Genomic DNA, 21,003 nt, shown 5'->3' on the forward strand with positions numbered 1-21,003 from the left:
TGAAAAATATTAAAGTACTATATATCAATCAATTACAAATAAACCAATATTATTTTTCTTCTTAACAATATGAATTTAACATAAAATAATTATTAAAAAAAAATTAATAAATCATATAAAGCTCAATAAAAAAAGTGGCAAAAAAGCCACTTTTTCAGATATTTATATTCCAGTTTTAATCAGTTAAGATAAAATTCGTACTTATTGAGTAATTGAATTTCTTTGATCAGATCTCCATTAAGATCCACTGAATGTTTCATTGACTGAACTTCAATATGTGAATCATCTTCAATATTCTTAATGAAAAATTTCAACTTCTGATTTCCTTTATTCCTGTCAAGAACCGTCCTGAAAAAATCAAGATCTTCAGGCCTTACATCCATAACATCCATCACCAAGGATATACTTTTTGCAAACCTTTCAAACGCTTCCTGAAGCTCAATAACATCATTAACATTTACAAAAACCCGCCCATCCTTTACCTGTGCAAATTTTATCTTAAAAATAACAAACCTCTGAACTTCAAGCTTTTCCTTTAATCTCATATAGTCCCTGTCTCCAAGTCTGAAAGAGTATGATCCTGAATAATCTTCCAGCGTAACAAAAGCAACTTTTTCACCACTCCTGAAGCCATCCTGTACTCTATATTCAGTAATTAAACCGGCAACCGTATACTCCTTTCCTCCGCCTCCATTCTCTCTTTCTTTCTGCATCGTTTTCCAATCTTTCTTTTTCTCTTCAAACAATTCTTCCTGTTTGTTACTAAAGGCTTGCTCTTTATAAGGATCTACCTCATCGAGGTTTAAAAACGAGAAAGTTCCTTTTGGTTCTGCTTTTTTTGTAACCTCCTCTATGATTTCTTCATCTCCGGCAGACATTTCATCAGATATTATTTCCGTAATATCCACTGTTTCGTCCTGTGAATCTGCCTCTAAAACAGCGGGTTCATCAGTAACAATCTTTTCCTCTTCATCTTTTTCAAGAACAGCTTTCTTTGAAAGCTGCCCCTGCATAAACTGGAACTGATATTTAAATTCATCCAGCGGATGTGCAGAAAGGTAGAAACCGATAATTTCTTTTTCCTTATTAAGTTTATGCATATTAGGCCACTCAGGACAAGGAGCCAATTTAGGTTGCTCAATCTGAACCTCCTCTGCAAAATCAGCAAAAAGAGAATGCTCCATTTCATTCTTACTTTCCTGAAAACTCTGACCATACCTGATTAGTCTTTCAAGATTGGTTTTTCCTGCCATATCAATATCAAAATATTGTCCCCGATGGAAGGAATCCAATTCATCAAATGCTCCCGCAAGCACTAAACTTTCCGCAACCCTTTTGTTCATCTGGGAAGGCAGGATCCGTTCAAAGAAATCATAAATATTTTTAAATCTTCCATTTTCCCTCTCTTTTGTAATTGCCTCGCTCGGCCCTTCCCCAATTCCTTTAATTGCACCTAATCCGAAACGGATCTGTCCTTTTTCATTTACAGAGAATTTATATTGCGATTCATTAACATCCGGTCCTAAAACATCTACTCCCATACTTTTACAATCCTCCATAAACATAGTAATTGCATCTGTATTGTTAATGTTATTACTCATCACACTCGCCATATATTCAGCAGGATAATTTGCCTTCAAAAATGCAGTCTGATAAGCAATAAATGCATAACATGTGGAGTGAGATTTATTGAATGCATATTCTGCAAAAGCTTTCCAGTCATTCCAGATTTTCTCCAATCTTTCTTCATTCAGGTTATTTTTCCTACCTCCTTCAATGAACTTAGGATACATTTTGTTCAGGACATCAATCTGCTTTTTACCCATGGCCTTTCTTAAAGTATCCGCTTCACCTTTGGTAAAATTGGCCAGCTTCTGGGATAAAAGCATTACCTGCTCCTGATAAACGGTAATCCCATAGGTTTCTTTTAAATATTCCTCTGTTTCAGGTAAATCGTAAACGATTTCCTCAATACCATGTTTCCTGTTGATGAAGTTTGGAATATATTTGATCGGACCCGGCCGGTATAAAGCGTTCATTGCAATAAGATCAGCAAAAACCGTCGGCTTAAGCTCCCTCATATATTTTTGCATCCCGGGACTTTCATACTGGAAAATCCCTACTGTTCTACCTTCTTTAAATAACTGATAGGTCTTGGCATCATCAAGCGGAATAAGATCCGGATCAATATCCACCCCATGCCTTGCTTTTACCAGCTTCAGCGCATCCTTGATGATGGTCAGGGTTCTCAGCCCCAGGAAGTCCATCTTCAGAAGACCTGCACTTTCTGCCACAGAGTTGTCAAACTGAGATACTAAAATATCGGCATCCTTCGCAGCAATTGTTACCGGAACCAGGTTACTTACATCCTCCGGAGTGATAATTACCCCACAGGCATGAATACCTGTATTCCTGATACAGCCTTCCATCTTTTTTGCACTTGCAAGCACATCGTGACGGGCATCAGACGGACTCTCCAATACATATCTCATTTCATCAACAAGCATCTGTTCCTCCGGCTTCAATTTATCATATTTTGCCAATGCTTTTGCAATATTCATCCCCGGTGTAGAAGGAATCAGCTTGGCAATATTATTGGTATCAGGAATGGGAACATCCAGTACCCTTCCGGCATCTTTGATGGCTGATTTTCCACCAAGAACCGAATAAGTAATGATCTGTGCAACCTGACTTTGACCATATTTTTCAATAACCCATTTGATAACCCGGTCCCTTCCCTCATCATCAAAGTCAATATCAATATCAGGCATCGATACTCTCTCCGGATTCAGAAATCTCTCAAAAAGGAGATCATATTTAATCGGATCCACATTAGTAATCCCAATACAGTATGCTACAGCCGATCCGGCAGCAGACCCCCTTCCGGGGCCCACCCAAACACCCATTTTACGGGCTTCATTACAGAAATCCTGTACAATAAGAAAATATCCCGGATAACCTGTATTGGCAATTACTTCCAGTTCAAAGTCAAGACGCTCTTTGATTTCATCAGTAATTTTCTCATACCTCTTTCTGGCTCCTTCATAGGTAAGATGTGTCAGATAAGCCATCTCACCTCTTTTTCCACCATCTACCTCATCTTCTGCATGAATAAACTCCTCAGGAATATCAAATTTCGGAAGAAGAACATCTCTTTTTAAGGTATAAGGCCTGAATTTTTCAAAAAACTCTTCATAAGCCTCAAAAGCATCCGGATATGCAAGAAAAGCTTCTTTTATTTCGTCTGAATTCTTAATATAATATTCACCTGTTGCTAGCCCTCTCCTTTTACCAAACCCCTTACCAATAGGTGTAGAAAGTTTTTCACCATCTTTGATGCAACTTACAATATCCTGGATATTCGCATCATCTTTATTGGTGTAAAAAGTTTCATTCTGCGCTAAAATCTTAACATTATATTTATCTGCCAGATATAACAAAACCTCATTTAAGTGCTCCTCTTCCGGCAGTTTATGATTCTGAAGCTGAACATAAAAGTCATCTTCAAAGGTATCTTTCCACCATTTGAAAAGCTCTTCACCTTTCTGTTCACCGGTATTTAAAATAGCATCAGGAATATCTCCCATAATTCCAGAGGTCAGGGCTATAACTCCCTCTTTATACTGAGCAATCAGCTCCCTGCTAACCCTTGGCACTCCAAAATAAAATCCTTTTAAAAATCCGATACTTGAAAGTTTAGCCAGATTTTTATATCCGTTAAAATCTTTGGCGAGAAGAACCACCTGTGTTCTTCTGTCAGGATCATCTTTAGTAAACTGTTTCTGCTCGTAGCGGTCCGAAATATAAAATTCGCATCCTACAACAGGGATCAAAGGTTCGGAAACAGGCTCTTCTTCATTAAAATCTTCTCCTTTCTCCTCTGCCTCCAGCTTCTTTGCTAAATATTCTTTATGTTTTTTTGCACGGTCTGCATTCGCTCCTTCAACTGCGGAAACAAACTTGAAAGCCCCCATCATATTACCCAGATCTACCATACCGACTGCCGGAAAATTTTCCTCAGAAGCTTTTTTAATCAGATCACTGATACTTGAAGTAGCTGTTAATGTAGAGAAAACACTATGATTATTGAAGTTGAAATATTTACCTAAATCAATTTCATCAATACTTCCAAAATCCTGCTGTTTTTTCTTATTATGAAAATCAGCAACCTGTCTTCGGATAACAATACCGAAAGGTTTGATAGGATCAGGATAAAGGCTTTTAAAATAAGCAAGCTGGTCTTCTGAAATTTTAAGTATTTCAGAAGGAACCACCCCAATTCTTACCATCTCAAAGAAGACCTGTGCTGTAGCATTTACGTCGGCTGCAGCGTTGTGAGCTTCATCAAATTTATTTCCATACAGTTTTTCATACAGTTCTTCCAGCTTTGGGGGTTTAAATCTACCGCCTCTACCGCCTCCAAGCTGACAAAAATCTGTTCCCAGAATCATCGTATCAGCCCGCGGCTTTTCCTGTAAGTTATCTTTTAAACTTTTCCTGAAAAACTCTGCTCCTACAATGTTATAATCAAATTCAACATTATGTCCTGAAACAACCCTTACCCTTTCCAGGACACTGGAAAATTCTTCTAATACCTCCTGAAGATCACGGCCTTCTTCATTCGCAATTTTTGTTGTAATTCCGTGGATTCTGGCTGCATTAAAGGGGATATCATAACCTTCCGGTTTAATAATATAATCCTGGTTTTCAATTAAATTCCCATCATCATCATGCAGCTGCCATGCAATCTGAACCATTCTTGGCCAGTTGTCCGAATCGGAAAGCGGTGCATTGAAATTTTTTGGTAGTCCGGTTGTTTCTGTGTCAAAAATTAAATACATACAATGTTCTAACTTTTTTATAAAAAAGAGAATGTAAAGTTACTTCATTTTTTGTAATTTATAACACGAGATCGTATTTAAACTGTTATTAAAAAATCATCAAATAAAATATTTTTATAAAAATTAAAATCAAACAAAGAAAAGCTGATGAATATAATTAAAAATAAATTAAAAAAACAGAATAACTATCACAAAATATGATTTTTAAATATTTTAACATATATTTGAACCTATATTTTATTTAACATTTTAATAATTATCATGAAGAAACATTTACTTTTGGTCAGCACTTTAGCCATTACACTGATAAGTGCGCAAAACAATGAAGGATTAAAAAGAGAGTTAGAGAGACAAAACAAAGAGAATACTGAAAAGTTTGACTCTTATGTAGCAAAACATTATGGAGCAAATAGAGATTCTGAAACCTTAAAAGAAATTGAAGAAAAAAGAGCGAACCTTGCAGGATTCCAGCCAGACGGAAAACCGTACTTTTACAGTAAAGAAGATCAAAGACAGGTTTTCAACACCAATGCAGACGCACTGAATACAGCTGGAGGAGTTCCTGGTTTAGCAGGGTCTTTTAACGGAGAAGGAATAAAATATACAGTATTTGATGGGGGACGGGTTTACGCTGCCCATCCTGCGTTTGCCAACATCCCCAACAGAATTACCAATAAGGAAGCCAGTACAAATCCATACAGTGGACACGCAACAGGAGTATCAGGTTTTATCGGTAGTATATCAAAAACAATTAGCGGGACTGTAGGCGGTGTACCTGTATCAGGAGATATCAAAGGAGTTGCAACAGCTTCTACTATTGATTCATATAGATTTGCAACTACAACTTTACCAGGAAACACAGCCACAAGTACTGTTTACCAAAAGATCCTTACAGCAGCTCCAAAAATTTCCAACCATTCCTATGGGACAAACCAAGGCTGGGATGTTGCTACAGTAAATGGAGCAAATGCATGGGTCTGGAATGGAGCGTTTTCCAGCCCTAACACATCATATGATTTACAGGGTACTTATTTTGGAGATGATCAGAATTATGACAATATAGTTTATAATAATCCATCCTATGTAATTGTTAAATCTTCAGGAAACTATTATGGTTATGGACCGGCTTATCCTGGTACTTCCGCATTCCCTAAATATTATACTGATGACAATGACAATGAAGTTCAATTTGCAGCCACTGATACTTTACCTCAAACAAATTGCGCATTAGGATATGACTGTATTGGTCCTGGGTCTCTTGCAAAGAATATCATTGTAGTAGGGGCTACAGATGTAATTTCAACAAATAACTTCAGATACACTGCTCCTGCTGATGTTGTACACTCTGACTATAGTAGTGCCGGTCCAAGAGATGATGGAGGAATTAAACCGGACATTTCAACAACGGGAACAGATGTGTTTTTAGCATCAACTACAGCTGCGGGAAGTACAGAATATGACTATGGAAGCGGAACATCTTACTCTGCACCTGTGATAACAGGAGTTATCGGACTATGGATGCAGATTTACAAACAGCTGTTCAGTAATGCAGAGCTTAATGCTGCTTCTGCTAAAACCCTGATGATTCATTCTGCTGCTGAAGCAGGAAATATAGGTCCTGATCCATTGTTCGGATGGGGATACATTGACGCGAAAAAAGGAGCCGAACTTTTAGTTGGAAAATCAAATAATAGTGTAATATTCAATACAGAGACCCTAAACAATAATACTACTCATACTAAAATGGTGAAAGCTGCAGGAAATGCACCACTTAAAGTAACAATCTCATGGATTGATCCTGCTTACAAATTACCGGCAAACATTACCTGGGCAGACGCCTACAATAACAGATCTTCCAGACTTGTTAATGACCTGGATGTCAGAATTACTGATATGGAGACCAACACTGTATATCTGCCTTGGAAGCTTAATGCAACCAGTCCAAATACAGCTGTTAAAGGAGATAATACAGTTGACAATGTAGAACAGGTTATAGTGGATACCCCTGTATCAGGCAGAAATTATAAAATTGAAATTTCACATAAAGGAACATTAAAAAACAATGCCACTCCGAGCGCAACAGCTCCTCAGGATTATTCAATTATTGTTACAGGATTTAATGAAGTTTTAGGAACCAAAGAATCAGCTTCAGTATTAAATACGCTTACCGTTGCTCCTTCTATTACAAAGAATACCACCAACATCTTAAAAGCTCCTAAAAAATCAGCTTTCACGGTGTATGATATGTCCGGCAAAAAGCTACAAAGCGGAATAGTTAACAGCGATAGTGAAACTGTTGACCTATCTACGTATGCAAAAGGAATCTACCTTATTGAAGTAAGAACAGATAAAGAGACTATTTCGAAAAAAGTAATTAAAGAATAGTCAGCTATAACATCATTTTATTACAAAATACTAACAGTTGTTAGTATTTTGTTTTTTTATGTATATTTGCTTCCTATGGAAAATACACTTCACGAAAAAGTTTCTCAGGACATATTACTTAAAGCGTATAATCATATGATGCTGGCTAAAGCAATGGCCGATATTTATGAAGAAAACAGGAATATATGCAAGTATGTTCACAGTACTTCAAGAGGACATGAAGCCATCCAGCTGGCAACAGCCTATCAATTAAAAAAAGAAGACTGGATTTCTCCGTATTACAGGGATGAGAGCATTCTTTTGGGCATTGGCTTTGAACCTTATCAGCTAATGCTTCAGCTCCTTGCTAAAGCTGAAGATCCTTTTTCAGGAGGAAGATCCTATTATTCTCATCCATCCAGCAAAGATGAAGATAAGCCAAAAATTATCCATCAAAGTTCCGCTACTGGTATGCAGACCATTCCAACAACCGGGGTTGCACAGGGAATTAAATACATCCAGGACTTCAATCTCCGGGATTTTGAGAATGATCCGGTTGTAGTATGCAGCCTTGGAGACAACTCTGTGACTGAAGGTGAAGTTAGTGAAGCACTACAATTTGCAGCATTACACCAGCTTCCGATCATATTCCTTGTTCAGGATAATGAATGGGGTATTTCAGTGACCAAAGATGAAGCAAGAACCTGTGATGCCTATGATTTTGTAGCAGGATTCACAGGATTAAGCAGAATGAGAGTTGACGGTACCGATTTCGTGGAGAGTTTTGAAGCCATGAAAAAAGCTGTCGACTTTGTCAGAACAGAAAGAAAACCTTTGGTTGTCTGTGCGAAAACGGTTTTAATCGGCCATCATACCTCAGGAGTAAGAAGAGAATTTTACAGGGACGAAGAAGACTTAATAAAACATAGAGCTAAAGATCCGGGAGAAATCCTTAGAAAACAACTGATTGAATCAGGTGCAGACGAGGATCTTTTAAAACAAATCACCAAAAAGGCGCGTCTTGAAGCTGAAGAAGCTTTTGAAAGAGCTAAAAATGCAGAAGATCCAAAGCCGGAAACGGTAATGCAACACGTTTTTGCTCCTACTCCGGTTACTGAAGAAGTTGGAACCCGTGAGCCGGCTAACGGAGAAAAAATTGTTATGGTAGATGCTGCGATTCATGCCATACAGGAAATCATGTGGAAACACCCTGAAGCACTTCTTTACGGACAGGATGTAGGAGAAAGAATCGGTGGAGTTTTCCGTGAAACCGTAACTTTAGGGAAAAAATTCGGAAGCAAGAGAGTATTCAATACAGCCATTCAGGAAGCCTATATCATTGGTTCTACGGCAGGAATGAGTGCTGTAGGACTAAAACCGATTGTTGAAGTTCAGTTTGCTGATTATATCTATCCGGGTATCAACCAGCTTATCACAGAAATTTCAAAATCCAGCTATTTAAGTGGCGGAAAATATCCGGTCAGCAATATTATCAGGGTTCCTATCGGAGCCTATGGAGGAGGTGGACCATACCACAGCGGCAGTGTAGAAAGTATTCTGGCCAATATCAAAGGGATCAAAATAGCTTATCCGAGTAATGCGGCAGATTTCAAAGGATTATTAAAGGCTGCCTACTATGATCCGAATCCGGTTATAATGCTTGAACATAAAGGTTTATATTGGAGTAAAGTTCCGGGAACCGAGGATGCAAAAACTATAGAGCCTGCCGAGGATTATATTCTTCCGTTTGGAAAAGGCAAAATAATCATCGAAGCAGACAAAGAAGAAACAGAAAAAGGCAGATCCTTGTTGGTCGTTACCTATGGAATGGGAGTTTACTGGGCAAAAGAAGCTGCTAAAAGCTTTAATGGAAAAGTTGAAGTTATTGACTTGAGAACATTAATTCCTCTGGATGAAGAACTTGTCTTTGAAAGAGTAAAAATCCACGGAAAATGCATCGTTCTGACTGAAGAGCAGCTTAACAATTCCTTCGCAGAAGCATTTGCACATCGGATTTCGAAAAACTGTTTCAGATATCTGGATGCTCCGGTGGAAACGATGGGATCCTTAGATGTTCCTGCTGTTCCCATCAACCTGGTTCTCGAAAAAGAAATGCTTCCCAATGCCGGAAAGCTCTCCGAAAAGATTGAAGAAATGCTTAAATATTAACTTCCATAAATTACAACCTCTGAAAACCAGAGGTTTTTTTTATGCATTTTTTTATTATTTTTATTAAGATTATAAATCTTAGTATCAACCCATTAAAACCTAATAAACCAGAATCATAACCCCGGGCAGACAATTTAAAAGGATCTTACCACAGTTTGGTACTTATTTTGTCCGTACACGCAAAACACAATCCTATTATGATCACAACCAAATACGTTAATTACAGACAGGTTCTCAATCTATCCGGTATACACCTTATCTTAATATCAATCTGGTGTACACTGATTGCTATACTCTTTTATTTTTTTAACTGGCATTGGATGACCATTCCATGGGTACCTGTGGCACTGATTGGTACTGCAGAAGCATTTTTAGTTGGTTTCAAAAACAACCAGGCTTATGACCGACTTTGGGAGGCAAGAAAAATATGGGGCGGAATTGTAAATTCAAGCCGTTCATTTGCATCGATGGTTTATGCCTTTGATACCAAAAATGAAAAAATCGGAACTTTTGATCTTGAAGACCGCAAAAAAAGAATTGTCAATCGTCATATCGCATGGCTATATACTTTCCGGGAACAGCTTCTGATCCCAACGGAATGGGAACATATCAGTACAGAAAATAATAAATTCGGAAATATTGACCTTAGAAGAAACAGGCTCATCAAAGCAGGATTTCCTGATTATGGAAGAGCGCCTATTTTTCTGCATAAATATCTTTCAGAGGAAGAATATGACCTTAAAGACCATTATATGAATTTTGCTACTTATCTCATATCCCAACAGGCAAAAGACATCAATGAGCTGAAAAACATGGATGCCATTACGGATTTTAACCAGACACAGCTTCAAAATTCACTCAATGATTTTTATGGGTTTCAGGGACAGGCGGAAAGAATCAAAAAATTCCCTTCTCCAAGACAGTTTGCAAGTACAGCATTTGTCTTCAATATTCTTTTTATAACATTACTGCCATTAGGCTTAGTGAATGAATTCGCAAAGCTGGGCGACTGGGGAATCTGGACCTCAATTCCATTCTGTATCATCATCGGGTGGATCTATATTATCATGGAGCTGGTAGGAGATTATTCCGAAAACCCTTTTGCCGGATTGATGTTTGACGTTCCAATGCTTTCTATTTGCAGAAGTATTGAAATTGACCTCCTTCAAATGGGAGGAGAAACAGACCTTCCCGATCCTATATCTTCTAAAAACGGAGTTTTGGTGTAAATTGTGGATCTCGGAACATAAATACATCCATACCAAAATCAAAAGACTTCACTACTTTATCGACAAAATCAACAATAACAGGTACAACAGCAATTAATTAGATTCATTTATAAATTAATTGCTGTTGTATTTTTCACCTCAGAGATCATAAATGAACTGTGTGTACTTGCAATATGCTGAAGTGTTGTAAGCTTTGTCAACATAAAATTACGATAGTCCTCTATATTCCGAACTCCGATTTTAAGAATATAATCATAATCTCCGCTTACATGGAAGCATTCCGTTACTTCCCGAAGATTCATGACCTCTTTCTCAAACTGCAATACAAATTCTTTCTTATGCTGTGTCAGCTTTACATGACATAGAACAATAAAGTTCCTGTGAACCTTACTTCTATCCAGCAATGCCACATATCTGGAAATCACACCTGCATTTTCCAGTTTTTTCACCCGTTCATAAACAGCTGTCACAGATAATCCCAGTTTGCCGGACAATTCTTTGGTGGTTTGCTTACAATCTTCCTGTAGAAACAAAAGGAGTTTTTTATCAATTTCATCAAGTTCCATAGATAATTTTTTGGTAAAAAATTAATATTACCGAATATACTAAATATATTTTCTAAATAAACATCAATTCACAGTTTTATATTCTATAAATTCAAATTTATATTGTAATAATTATGAAAATAATGCAATTTAGGCAAATAAATAAACAACGCTTATGGAAAACTTTAACGCAGCCAACGAGATTCAGGATCTTCAGTATTTTGGTGAGTTTGGAGGAGTAAACCCATCAATTTCTGACAGCTCTACGTATACCTTTCTGTCAGCAAAAACAATGTTTGATACTTTTGAAGGAAATGCGGAAGGATGCTATCTTTATTCCAGACATTCATCACCGATGAACCTTTATTTAGCTCAGGCACTTGCTAAACTGGAAAATACAGAGTCAGCCAACGTAACAGCTTCCGGAATGGGTGCCATTACTTCTGTTCTGATGCAGATATGCAAAAGCGGTGATCATATTATTTCCAGCAGGACCATTTACGGGGGAACTTATGCTTTTCTTAAAAACTTTTTCCCATCATTTAATGTGCAAACATCTTTTGTAGACATTGGTAACTTTGAAGCCATTGAAAATTCCATAAATCCGAATACAAAAGTTATATATTGTGAAAGTGTAAGTAATCCACTTCTGGAAGTTGCTGATCTCAGAAGGCTTTCAGAAATATGTAAAAAACATAATCTGAAGCTGGTTGTAGATAACACTTTCTCCCCTCTTTCAATTTCTCCTAAACTTCTTGGGGCTGATATTGTTATCCATAGCTTAACCAAATTTATCAACGGAAGCAGTGACACCGTAGGTGGTGTTTATTGCGGAACACAGGAATTTATTAACGACACTAAGAATGTAAATTCAGGAGCATGCATGCTTCTCGGCCCTACCATGGACAGTTTCAGATCTGCAAGTATTTTAAAAAACCTGAGAACACTGCACATCAGAATAAAGCAACATAGTTACAATGCCATGTATCTTGCAGAAAGATTCGAAAAAGACGGATTAAAGGTATCTTATCCGGGATTACCTTCCCATAAAAATCATGAATTAATGAAAAGCATGATCCATGAGGAATATGGCTATGGGGGATTATTGACTATAGACGCAGGCACAACGGAGAAAGCAAATGAACTGATGGAAATGATGCAAAAAGAAAATCTTGGCTATCTGGCGGTAAGCTTAGGCTTCTATAAAACCCTATTCTCTTGCTCCGGAAAATCAACGTCCTCCGAAATCCCGGAAGAAGAACGCGCTTCCATTGGTATTTCTGACGGACTGATCAGATTTTCCATAGGATTAGATCATGATATAAAGAGAACCTACCACAAAATGAAAGAATGTATACTTAAAGCAGGCATTCTTAACCATGAAAACATCTCTATATTCTAATTTATTGTTTAAAAATCGGCCGGATACCGGCCGCTTTTATTTTTTATAATAGTGGTGAGGAAAAGCTTCTTCCGGTTTCATCTTAAGCACATTCAGCAGTATCCAGGATTTTAAGAACCCATATCCGTAAGAAAACATCTGAATATAGGTAGAAATCACAGCCATACCGGCAATGCTTATATTTTTAGTCAGAAGCAATGCATGGAAAAATACCAGAAATGTATATAATCCATAAAAAGCAAGGATAATTCCTCTTCCCATAATAAAATATTCCAGAAATCCCATCACATATCCTAACATAAATAAGGTAGGAAATGCAAAAGAAATCTTCACATAATCAGGATGTCTCTGATTAAGAATGGGTCTTGCACAGCCAAACTGATAAACCTGTTTCGAGAATTTCCCAAAATCAACCCTGCGCTTGTGATAAACCGCAATATCATCAAAAAAAGCTGTGGTAAAACCGTTTTCCCAGAGAGTCATTGATAAATCCGGGTCCTCACCTATTCTCATTTCAGAAAATCCGCCTACTTTGTCAAAAACTTCTTTTTTAACCCCCATATTAAAGCTTCTGGGCTGAAACTTTGAAACCGCTTTCTTACTTCCCCTTATTCCTCCTGTTGTAAAAACAGAGGTCATGGAATATGAAATAGCTTTCTGCATCAGATTAAATCCTTTATGTGCTTTATCTGCCCCTCCAAACGCATCACAAGGAATAGTTATAATATCATTTTTAATATACTCAATATAATCTTTTTCAACGATGACATCACTGTCTACAAATACCAGCCACTCATTTGCTGCTTTTGCTGCTCCGTAATTCCTTGTCAGCCCGGGGCCAGAATTATCCTTCCTGAAATATTTAATATCCAGAATTCCATCAAAATTTTTAATGGTAGGCTTCAGATCGGTCAGAGAGCCGTCATCTACAATAATAATCTCGAACTCCTTATCCGTCTGCTGGGTAAGGGACGTCAGCAACTCAAAAAGTTCGTCTTTCCGGTTGTAAATGGCAACGACAATAGAAATAGTAGGCTTCAAATTGAAAATTTTTCAAAATTACTTATTCGCAGAACAACCTACAAACAGTTTAACAGCTTATTCAGAGAAATTAACGATGTTGAGTCTTATTCACCTTAATGAATGGAAATTACATATGAAATTCTGAGCCAAGTTATTTGACATTTTAAACAAAACAAACGCCAGAAATGCATCTTAATTTTGCCATAGAAATTTAAAACCAACGAAAAATGGAACCAATTATCAGCACATTGCAGCAACCTATTCAATCAGAATTTAATGCCTCTTCAACCGCCCGGGAAGTTATTAAAGGAATCGATCTTGCCGGAAAAACAGTGATCATTACCGGTGGTTATGCAGGAATCGGCCTTGAAACCACAAAAGCCCTTACTTCAGCCGGAGCCTATGTCATTATTCCTGCAAGAGATATTGAAAAGGCAGGAAAGAACCTTACAGGAATTAAAAACTTTGAACTTGAAAAAATGGACCTGATGGATCCGTCATCCATTGATGCTTTTGCAGAAAGATTTATCGCATCAGGCAGAATTCTGGATCTTCTCATTAATAATGCAGGAATCATGTGGGTACCGCTCCGCAGGGACAGCAGAGGTTTTGAATCCCAACTGGTTACCAATTATCTTGGACAGTTCCATCTTACTGCAAAATTATGGCCTGCTCTGAAAAAGGCAAATGGAGCAAGAGTTATCAGTGTTTCTTCATATGGACATCAGATGGCTCCTTTTGATTTTGAAGACCCGAATTTCGAAAAAAGAGATTATGATACACTTTCAGGATACGGACAATCCAAAACAGCCTGTAATTTATTTGCTGTAGCATTGGATAAAAGAGGAAAAGAATACAATATCAGGGCCTATTCTCTGCACCCCGGATCTGTATATGGTACTGATCTGGGCAGAGAAGAACCCATTGAGCTTTTTAAGCAGCTGGGAACGCATGATGAAAACGGAAATATCAAACCTGAAGTTCAGGCACGATTAAAAACTATTCAACAAGGTGCAGCTACGACAGTCTGGTGTGCTGTAAGTCCGCAGCTTAACGAAATCGGAGGGGTCTATTGTGAAAACTGTAATATTGCTGAAACAGACAGGGGGCAAATTGAACACAAATTTGATGAACCAGAAACCATTCGCGGGGTACAGCCTTATTCGATCGACAAAAACAATGCTGAACATTTATGGAAATTAAGCGAAGAAATGCTGGGATTCCGATTTGATACCAAATAGCTGTTTTTTTAAATACATTTGTAATGAAAAACTTTTGACAATGGATTTCCAGATACAATACCTTACACCAGATATCAAGCTTTCCAGTTATGATGATAAGCTGTTCAAAACGGAAACAGTTTTTGAATATCATATGTTGGTATGGTTCATATCAGGAGAAACAAGAATCATTCAGGCGGATAAAACATATGGGTTCAAAGCAGGCGATATTTTCCTGATTCCGAGGAATCATCTTGCTACGATTATCAATTATCCGAAAGATGGGCTCCCGCATAAAGCAGTAGTAATGCATCTTACCACAGAACGCCTGAAAGATTTTTACAGTACTGTTGATGGACAAAGAAAAACAGGACATCGGGAAACCAGCATTCACCACTTCAGCAGTCATCCGCTCCTGAGCAGCTGTTTGGCCTCACTCATTCCTTATTTTGAAATGGAAGGAACTCTTCCTGAGAATATTGCTCATTTAAAGATTACCGAAGCCATCAGTATTTTAAGGGAAATTGATCCGGATATAGATTGTGTACTTGCTGATTTCGATGAACCGGGAAAGGTGGACCTGATTAGCTTTATGGAAAAGAATTATATGTTCAATATGCCTTTGGAAAGGTTCGGGTATCTGACAGGAAGAAGCTTATCCACTTTCAATCGGGATTTCAGAAGGATTTTTCAAACAACTCCACAGCGATGGCTTACTCAGAAGCGTCTTGAACTGGCCTACTATCATTTGTCTGAAAAAAACAAAAAGCCTTCTGATGTTTTTCTGGAAGTAGGTTTTGAAGATCTCTCCCATTTTTCACATGCTTTTAAAAAACAGTACGGTTTTGCACCTTCACTGGCACGATAAAATAAAAAGGTTGTAATGATGTATACAACCTTTTACTATTAATTAATTGAAGACAATTTTCTAGACAAACCATCCCGACCTGAAGTAGGCATATAATGCCGCAGAAATAAAAAAAACTATTACTGAACAGCTAAAAAAAAGCAACTTGAACAATGTCTTAAAGTAATAAAGCTCCAAAACATATAAAACAAAAAATACCAAAAATGAAATACCAATTCCTATTAAAGAAGTCACCACTACGGTTTCCATATAATTTTGTGCAGGTAAAGGATCTTTAAAAACAAAAAAAAACAAAAATGCTGCGAATGTCAGCGCCACCGCACTTACTTTCTCTGTGAAATATCTGTATTTTTTTGATTCTTTCTTTTGAGGCTTTTCATCATAATTTAAGCTTTTCCTGTCAGAAGAAGTTGAACCTGACGGATCAGAGGAGCTAAACAACTTCATCGCATCCACAATGATATCAAATATTTCAAAAAAATTCCACGACATTTAATCTCAGAGTTTATTAATTATTACCTTCCAGCTTATGTACCTTCTTCGTTCCTTCGTACATTTCGTACTGTAAAAATCTTGTTTCCAGCTTTCCGTTAAAAAGTTTGATCTTTCTTGAAGGACGTAAACCGATTTTCTTCACTGCTTCAAGATCGGAGGAGATCAGCCATGCCAGTGTATTGGGATAATTTGTTTTAAAAGTATCTCCGATTTTTTTGTAGAAATCATTATCATTGATGGAAATTCTCTCATCGTATGGAGGATTGAATACCATTAATAATGGGAAAAGCTCTTTTTTGGAATCAAAGAAATTCTGTTTTTTGATTTCAATAACATCTTCCATTTCTGCGGCTTCCACATTCATTCTTGCAGCATTCAGCATTCTTGCATCAATATCATACCCTACAATCTTTCCGTCAAACTGCTTTACTCTGTTGACTCTAAACTCTTTAATTTTCGAGAATAATTCCGCATCATAGTTTTTCCAGTTCTGAAATCCGAATCTCTTTCTGAAAATCTGGGCCGGAAGATCCATAGCAATCATTGCTGCTTCAATCAGTAGTGTTCCCGAACCGCACATCGGATCAAGGAAATTACCTTTTCCGTCCCAACCTGCAAGCTGCAGCATTCCGCTCGCCAGAACTTCGTTGATAGGCGCTTCTCCCTGCTCTCTTCTGTACCCTCTTTTAAATAAAGGATCACCAGAAGAATCCATGGAAATCATCACCAGTTCTCTATCGATATGAAGATGGAATTTGATATCCGGATTCCTTGTTTCTACATTCGGACGTCTTTTGAATTTTTCCTGAAAATAATCTACAATGGCGTCCTTCATTTTTAAGGTTACAAACTGAGAATGCTTGAACGTTTCAGAATTTACCGTTGCATCGATAGAGAAAGACTGATCCACATCCATGAATTCATCCCATTCAAACCTGAACAGCCTGTCATAGAACTGATGCTGGTTAAATGCTTTAAACTGATGAATGGGCACCAGAATTTTTAAGGCAGTTCTTGCCGAATAATTAATTTTATAAAGAAAGCCCAGATCTCCTTCACAATTCACGGCTCTGTTTTTAATTTCAACTTTTCTTCCTCCTAGTTTTTTGATCTCTTCTGCAAGAATCTGTTCAAGCCCAAAAAATGTTTTTATCTGTATTTGTAGATTTTCCGTATCCATAAGTAATAATTAAAAGTTTTAAAAGATTAATAATTAAGAGATTAGCTATCCAATCTATTGATTAATTGAAATTTTCAATCTTTTAATGTTGTAAAATACTTTGCTTTTAACCGCACAAATTTAGTTATTTTTGCATTATGGAATGGTTTGAATCTTGGTTTGATACCCCTTATTATCATTTGCTTTATAGTAACAGAGATTATACAGAAGCAGAAAATTTTATTACAAAACTGACTGCGGATCTTCAGCTTCCGCCTGGTTCCAAAATCATAGATCTCGCTTGTGGTAAGGGCAGACACTCTGTTTTCCTTAATAAACTGGGATATGATGTTCTCGGACTTGATCTTTCAAGACAGAGTATTGAATCCGATAAACAATTTGAAAATCAAACATTGATTTTTGATGTTCATGACATGAGAAATCCGATTGATGCAGACCCAATGGACGCTGTATTTAATTTATTTACAAGTTTTGGCTATTTCGATAATGAAAATGATGATAAAAAAGTCTTTCAATCAGTATATGATGTTTTGAAACCCGGAGGATATTTTGTCCTGGACTATCTGAACGAAGAATATGTAAGGAAAACGATGGTTCCTGAAACAGTGATTACCCGTGGAAATATTGCCTTTAAAATTCTGAAAAAGATAGAAGGAAGACATGTGATCAAAGATATTCAATTTGAAGCGGAGGGTAAACTATTTCATTTCTTTGAAAAAGTGAAGCTCCATACTTTGGAAGCCATCAATGCTTACGCTTCCGAATGTGGCTTTGAAAGAATGAAAATCTGGGGAGATTACCAGTTAAATGAATTCAATAGAGAGAGTTCACCACGTTGTATCAATTTATTTAAGAAAAAATAATGATCACAGTACTTTTACTGATTTTAAGTGTAATCACGGGAGTATTTCTGGGAAAACATTTTGGCAAAAAAGAAAAGCTGGCTAAAAATCTATTGATATTAAGTGCAGGTTTTTTAATTACCATTTGCCTTAATGAAGTTTTTCCACAGGTGTATACTTCTGCAGAAAGCAATAATCTCGGTATATTCGTTATTATAGGAGTTCTTTTGCAAATGATTCTGGAAGCACTCACCAAAGGGTTTGAACATGGACACTTTCATCATCATAGTGAACATAACATTCTTCCGGCAGCATTAATGGTAGGATTGTTTATCCATGCATTCATTGAAGGAATACCTCTCGCTAACGAGGAACATGAAATATCCCCATATCTTTTAGGGATTGTATTTCATAATCTTCCAATTTCCTTTATTCTAGGAGCTTTCTTATTTAACAGAAAAGGAGAGTCCAAAAATACATCTTCATATCCTTCCTTGCTGATTGTTGCTCTTTTTGCACTTGCCTCTCCTATGGGTATGCTTTTAGGAAATTACTTTCATCCAAACCTTCAGCCTTATTTTCTGGCTATTGTAGGAGGAATTTTCCTTCATATTTCATCCGTAATTATTTTTGAAAGCAATAAGAACCATAATATTGACTGGACGAAAATAGGGCTGGTAGTATCAGGAGTTTCCCTTGCACTGATCATGCATCTTTTTCACCAGCATCCGCATTAATTTTAAATATTCACATTAAATAAAAATAAAAAGCTTCGGGTATTCCGAAGCTTTTATGATATTTATAATCTGTCTGACCTTAGAATTTCCATCCTAATGTCAGGAAGAAGTTATTTCTGCTGTTTTTCACGTCAGAGACCGCATATGCATCACTTGAAACAATATTGTTTGCCGAATAATAAGCTGAATCTACCTGATCCGAAAGTACACCTCTTAAGAAAGGATTACTGTATTTGGAAGTTACATTCTGATAAGAGGCATCAATGTAAAATGATTTGAAATCATATCCTATACCGAAAGACAACAAATTTCTGTCCCCCAAGATAAGATTATCATATGACTGATCTCCTGCTACCCCTGCATTATTATAGCTGCTGATGGTAAGAGCATCCATCGGACTGGAAATATAAGAATAACCTCCTCTCAGTCTGAATTGCTGTACTCTATATTCAGCACCTACCCTAACCTCGGATAAGTTTTTATAATTATCTTTAAAGAAGTCATTCAGTTCTCTTTCTGCCGGCCCGTATACTTTATAATCAGGCTTTGTAAGTCCTAAAGTATAATCAACATTCAATGAGAAATTTTTGCTGGCTACAAATGCAGCACTTACAGTAGCCTTAAGAGGCGTTGTAAGTTTCCTGTTCTCATAACCCTGACCATCTCCTGTATAAGCATCATTATAATAGTTATAATCCCTGTCAATCGTCCAGAAAGTAGGTGTTTCAAGAGCTGCTCCAATTCTGAAATTAGGACTTAATTTTCCAATGACCCCAAGTGAAGCTGAAAAACCGGATGACCTTTCAGAAAATGGTGTATTTTGCTTGCTGAAATATTCCATGGAATTATTCTGAAGCGACTGGAAAGCTGCCGTATCAAACTGATCTATTGACGTACTCAGAAAGTTTAATCCCGCACCAACATAAAAATTGTGGTTATAATTTGCTCCTACTCCAAAACTCATCTTTGACAAATGTCCGTATCTGTTGTAGGCATGTCCGGCAAATTCAGAGCTTTTATCCACATCAAAATCATAGATCATATTACTATTCCCTGCTGACTCTACATAATTGTCAAGAGACTGGTTGGAGTAATTAATCCCGATGTTGATAAACTTCCAGGCAGTTTCTGTCATCAGTGGAAAGGCAATGATTCCTCCTACATTTCCTAGATCAGTTTTTGTTTTATTATAATCGATGGTGGAACCTGCCCACGTGCTGCTGTTTTTATTTCCCGCAACAGATAATGTTCCGGAAATTTCCCCAGATATAGCGACACCCAAACCGGCAGGGTTGGTAAGCAGAGAGTTGGCATCACCTCCCAATGCTCCGTTTGCCCCGGCCATAGCATTGAATTTAGCGGATCCCATCATAGGAGTACCTGAATAAACATCTACAGTATTTCTTATTACAGAAACATCCTGAGCCTGCGCAAAAAATGCAGCAGAAATACTCATTAATACTAAAGATTTTTTTAACATTATTTTTTTAAATAGTTATTAAGTTGAAAATTATCTGAAGCCACCGCTACCTCCGGATCTCATACCGCCTCCGCCACCAGAACCGCCTCTGAAGCCTCCACCTCCGGAATTAAAACCTCCGCCAGATCTGAAACCACCGGAATCATTGGATCTGAAACCCCCGTTATTATTATATCTTGGCTGCTGATAATTATAATCTCTTGTCTGAGGGGCAGAATTACGGAATCCCCCTGAATTGCCTTGTCTGAAACCTCCGTTGGAGCTGCCTTGTCTGAAGCCTCCGTTAGAATTTCCCTGTCTGAAGCCTCCGGTAGAACTCCCCTGTCTGAAACCTCCATTATTATTATTTCTGAAGCCTCCCGTATTGTTATTTCTAAATCCTGAACCGGTATTGGCTGTATTTGTTCTGTAAATGGCGCTTCCTATGCTGGAGTTTCCGACAAATCCTCTTCCATCCGCACCACTTCTTCTGTATGCAGGTCTGTAATAGCTACCCCAGTAGCCTCCATAGCCCCAGTATGGATATCCATAATATCCGCCCCAGAATGGATCATAATAGCTGCCCCAGTAAGGAGAATATCCCCAATACGGGCTTCCCCATCCAAAAG

14 protein-coding genes and 1 pseudogene are annotated in these 21,003 nt (G+C 37.5%); 8 read left to right on the forward strand and 7 right to left on the reverse strand.

What is annotated here, in order from left to right:
* Positions 1–179: 179 nt before the first annotated feature.
* Positions 180–4,841 (reverse strand): DNA polymerase III subunit alpha, encoded by a 4,662-nt coding sequence (dnaE, locus tag DRF59_RS20305; protein WP_115964391.1) that lies wholly within the window; start codon positions 4,839–4,841, stop codon positions 180–182.
* A 261-nt stretch (positions 4,842–5,102) separates the two neighbouring features.
* Between dnaE and DRF59_RS20310 the strand changes: the two genes are divergently transcribed.
* The 3 genes from DRF59_RS20310 to DRF59_RS20320 all read left to right on the forward strand — a co-directional run bounded on the left by DRF59_RS20310 (position 5,103) and on the right by DRF59_RS20320 (position 10,603).
* Positions 5,103–7,226, forward strand: a complete 2,124-nt coding sequence (locus DRF59_RS20310; RefSeq protein WP_115964393.1) for a S8 family peptidase — start codon at positions 5,103–5,105, stop codon at positions 7,224–7,226.
* Positions 7,227–7,301: 75 nt separating this feature from the next.
* The gene (locus DRF59_RS20315) at positions 7,302–9,374 is read left to right on the forward strand and encodes an alpha-ketoacid dehydrogenase subunit alpha/beta (RefSeq protein WP_115964395.1); all 2,073 of its coding nucleotides are present in this window, start codon (positions 7,302–7,304) and stop codon (positions 9,372–9,374) included.
* Positions 9,375–9,571: 197 nt separating this feature from the next.
* A complete protein-coding gene (locus DRF59_RS20320) occupies positions 9,572–10,603 on the forward strand; it encodes a bestrophin family protein (protein ID WP_115964397.1) in 1,032 nt (343 codons plus the stop codon).
* A gap of 107 nt (positions 10,604–10,710) precedes the next feature.
* Here DRF59_RS20320 and DRF59_RS20325 read toward each other — a convergent pair whose 3' ends face one another.
* Positions 10,711–11,169: an Lrp/AsnC family transcriptional regulator gene (locus tag DRF59_RS20325; RefSeq protein WP_115964398.1), complete on the reverse strand. Its 459-nt coding sequence runs from the start codon at positions 11,167–11,169 to the stop codon at positions 10,711–10,713.
* Positions 11,170–11,323: 154 nt separating this feature from the next.
* Here DRF59_RS20325 and DRF59_RS20330 point away from each other — a divergent pair, with 154 nt between their 5' ends.
* Positions 11,324–12,550 (forward strand): aminotransferase class I/II-fold pyridoxal phosphate-dependent enzyme, encoded by a 1,227-nt coding sequence (locus DRF59_RS20330; RefSeq protein ID WP_115964399.1) that lies wholly within the window; start codon positions 11,324–11,326, stop codon positions 12,548–12,550.
* A 36-nt stretch (positions 12,551–12,586) separates the two neighbouring features.
* Here DRF59_RS20330 and DRF59_RS20335 read toward each other — a convergent pair whose 3' ends face one another.
* Positions 12,587–13,591 carry a glycosyltransferase gene (locus DRF59_RS20335; protein WP_115964401.1) on the reverse strand — a complete coding sequence of 335 codons (1,005 nt, stop codon included), beginning with the start codon at positions 13,589–13,591 and terminating at the stop codon, positions 12,587–12,589.
* Positions 13,592–13,800: 209 nt separating this feature from the next.
* Between DRF59_RS20335 and DRF59_RS20340 the strand changes: the two genes are divergently transcribed.
* Both DRF59_RS20340 and DRF59_RS20345 read left to right on the forward strand, forming a co-directional pair.
* Positions 13,801–14,814 (forward strand): SDR family NAD(P)-dependent oxidoreductase, encoded by a 1,014-nt coding sequence (locus DRF59_RS20340; protein ID WP_115964403.1) that lies wholly within the window; start codon positions 13,801–13,803, stop codon positions 14,812–14,814.
* A gap of 40 nt (positions 14,815–14,854) precedes the next feature.
* Positions 14,855–15,661: a helix-turn-helix domain-containing protein gene (locus tag DRF59_RS20345; protein ID WP_115964405.1), complete on the forward strand. Its 807-nt coding sequence runs from the start codon at positions 14,855–14,857 to the stop codon at positions 15,659–15,661.
* A 60-nt stretch (positions 15,662–15,721) separates the two neighbouring features.
* Here DRF59_RS20345 and DRF59_RS20350 read toward each other — a convergent pair whose 3' ends face one another.
* Together DRF59_RS20350 and DRF59_RS20355 are read right to left on the reverse strand one after the other, a co-directional pair.
* The gene (locus DRF59_RS20350) at positions 15,722–16,153 is read right to left on the reverse strand and encodes a branched-chain amino acid ABC transporter substrate-binding protein (RefSeq protein WP_115964407.1); all 432 of its coding nucleotides are present in this window, start codon (positions 16,151–16,153) and stop codon (positions 15,722–15,724) included.
* 16 nt (positions 16,154–16,169) lie between these two features.
* Positions 16,170–17,336: a THUMP domain-containing class I SAM-dependent RNA methyltransferase gene (locus tag DRF59_RS20355; protein ID WP_115964409.1), complete on the reverse strand. Its 1,167-nt coding sequence runs from the start codon at positions 17,334–17,336 to the stop codon at positions 16,170–16,172.
* Positions 17,337–17,473: 137 nt separating this feature from the next.
* On the opposite strand from DRF59_RS20355, the gene DRF59_RS20360 reads away from it, so the two are divergent.
* Together DRF59_RS20360 and DRF59_RS20365 are read left to right on the forward strand one after the other, a co-directional pair.
* Complete coding sequence (locus tag DRF59_RS20360; protein WP_115964410.1) at positions 17,474–18,199, forward strand: SAM-dependent methyltransferase; 726 nt, start codon at positions 17,474–17,476, stop codon at positions 18,197–18,199.
* Between the two features lie 2 nt (positions 18,200–18,201).
* Positions 18,202–18,915: a ZIP family metal transporter gene (locus tag DRF59_RS20365; RefSeq protein WP_115964415.1), complete on the forward strand. Its 714-nt coding sequence runs from the start codon at positions 18,202–18,204 to the stop codon at positions 18,913–18,915.
* A gap of 79 nt (positions 18,916–18,994) precedes the next feature.
* On the opposite strand, the gene DRF59_RS20370 is transcribed toward DRF59_RS20365, so the two are convergent.
* Together DRF59_RS20370 and DRF59_RS20375 are read right to left on the reverse strand one after the other, a co-directional pair.
* Positions 18,995–20,371, reverse strand: a complete 1,377-nt coding sequence (locus tag DRF59_RS20370) for an OmpP1/FadL family transporter (protein ID WP_241505648.1) — start codon at positions 20,369–20,371, stop codon at positions 18,995–18,997.
* Between the two features lie 54 nt (positions 20,372–20,425).
* Positions 20,426–21,003 (reverse strand): annotated as a pseudogene (locus DRF59_RS20375) (prolyl-tRNA synthetase); the annotation flags it as partial.

The sequence above is a fragment of the Chryseobacterium flavum genome (assembly GCF_003385595.1).
GTDB lineage: Bacteria > Bacteroidota > Bacteroidia > Flavobacteriales > Weeksellaceae > Chryseobacterium > Chryseobacterium flavum.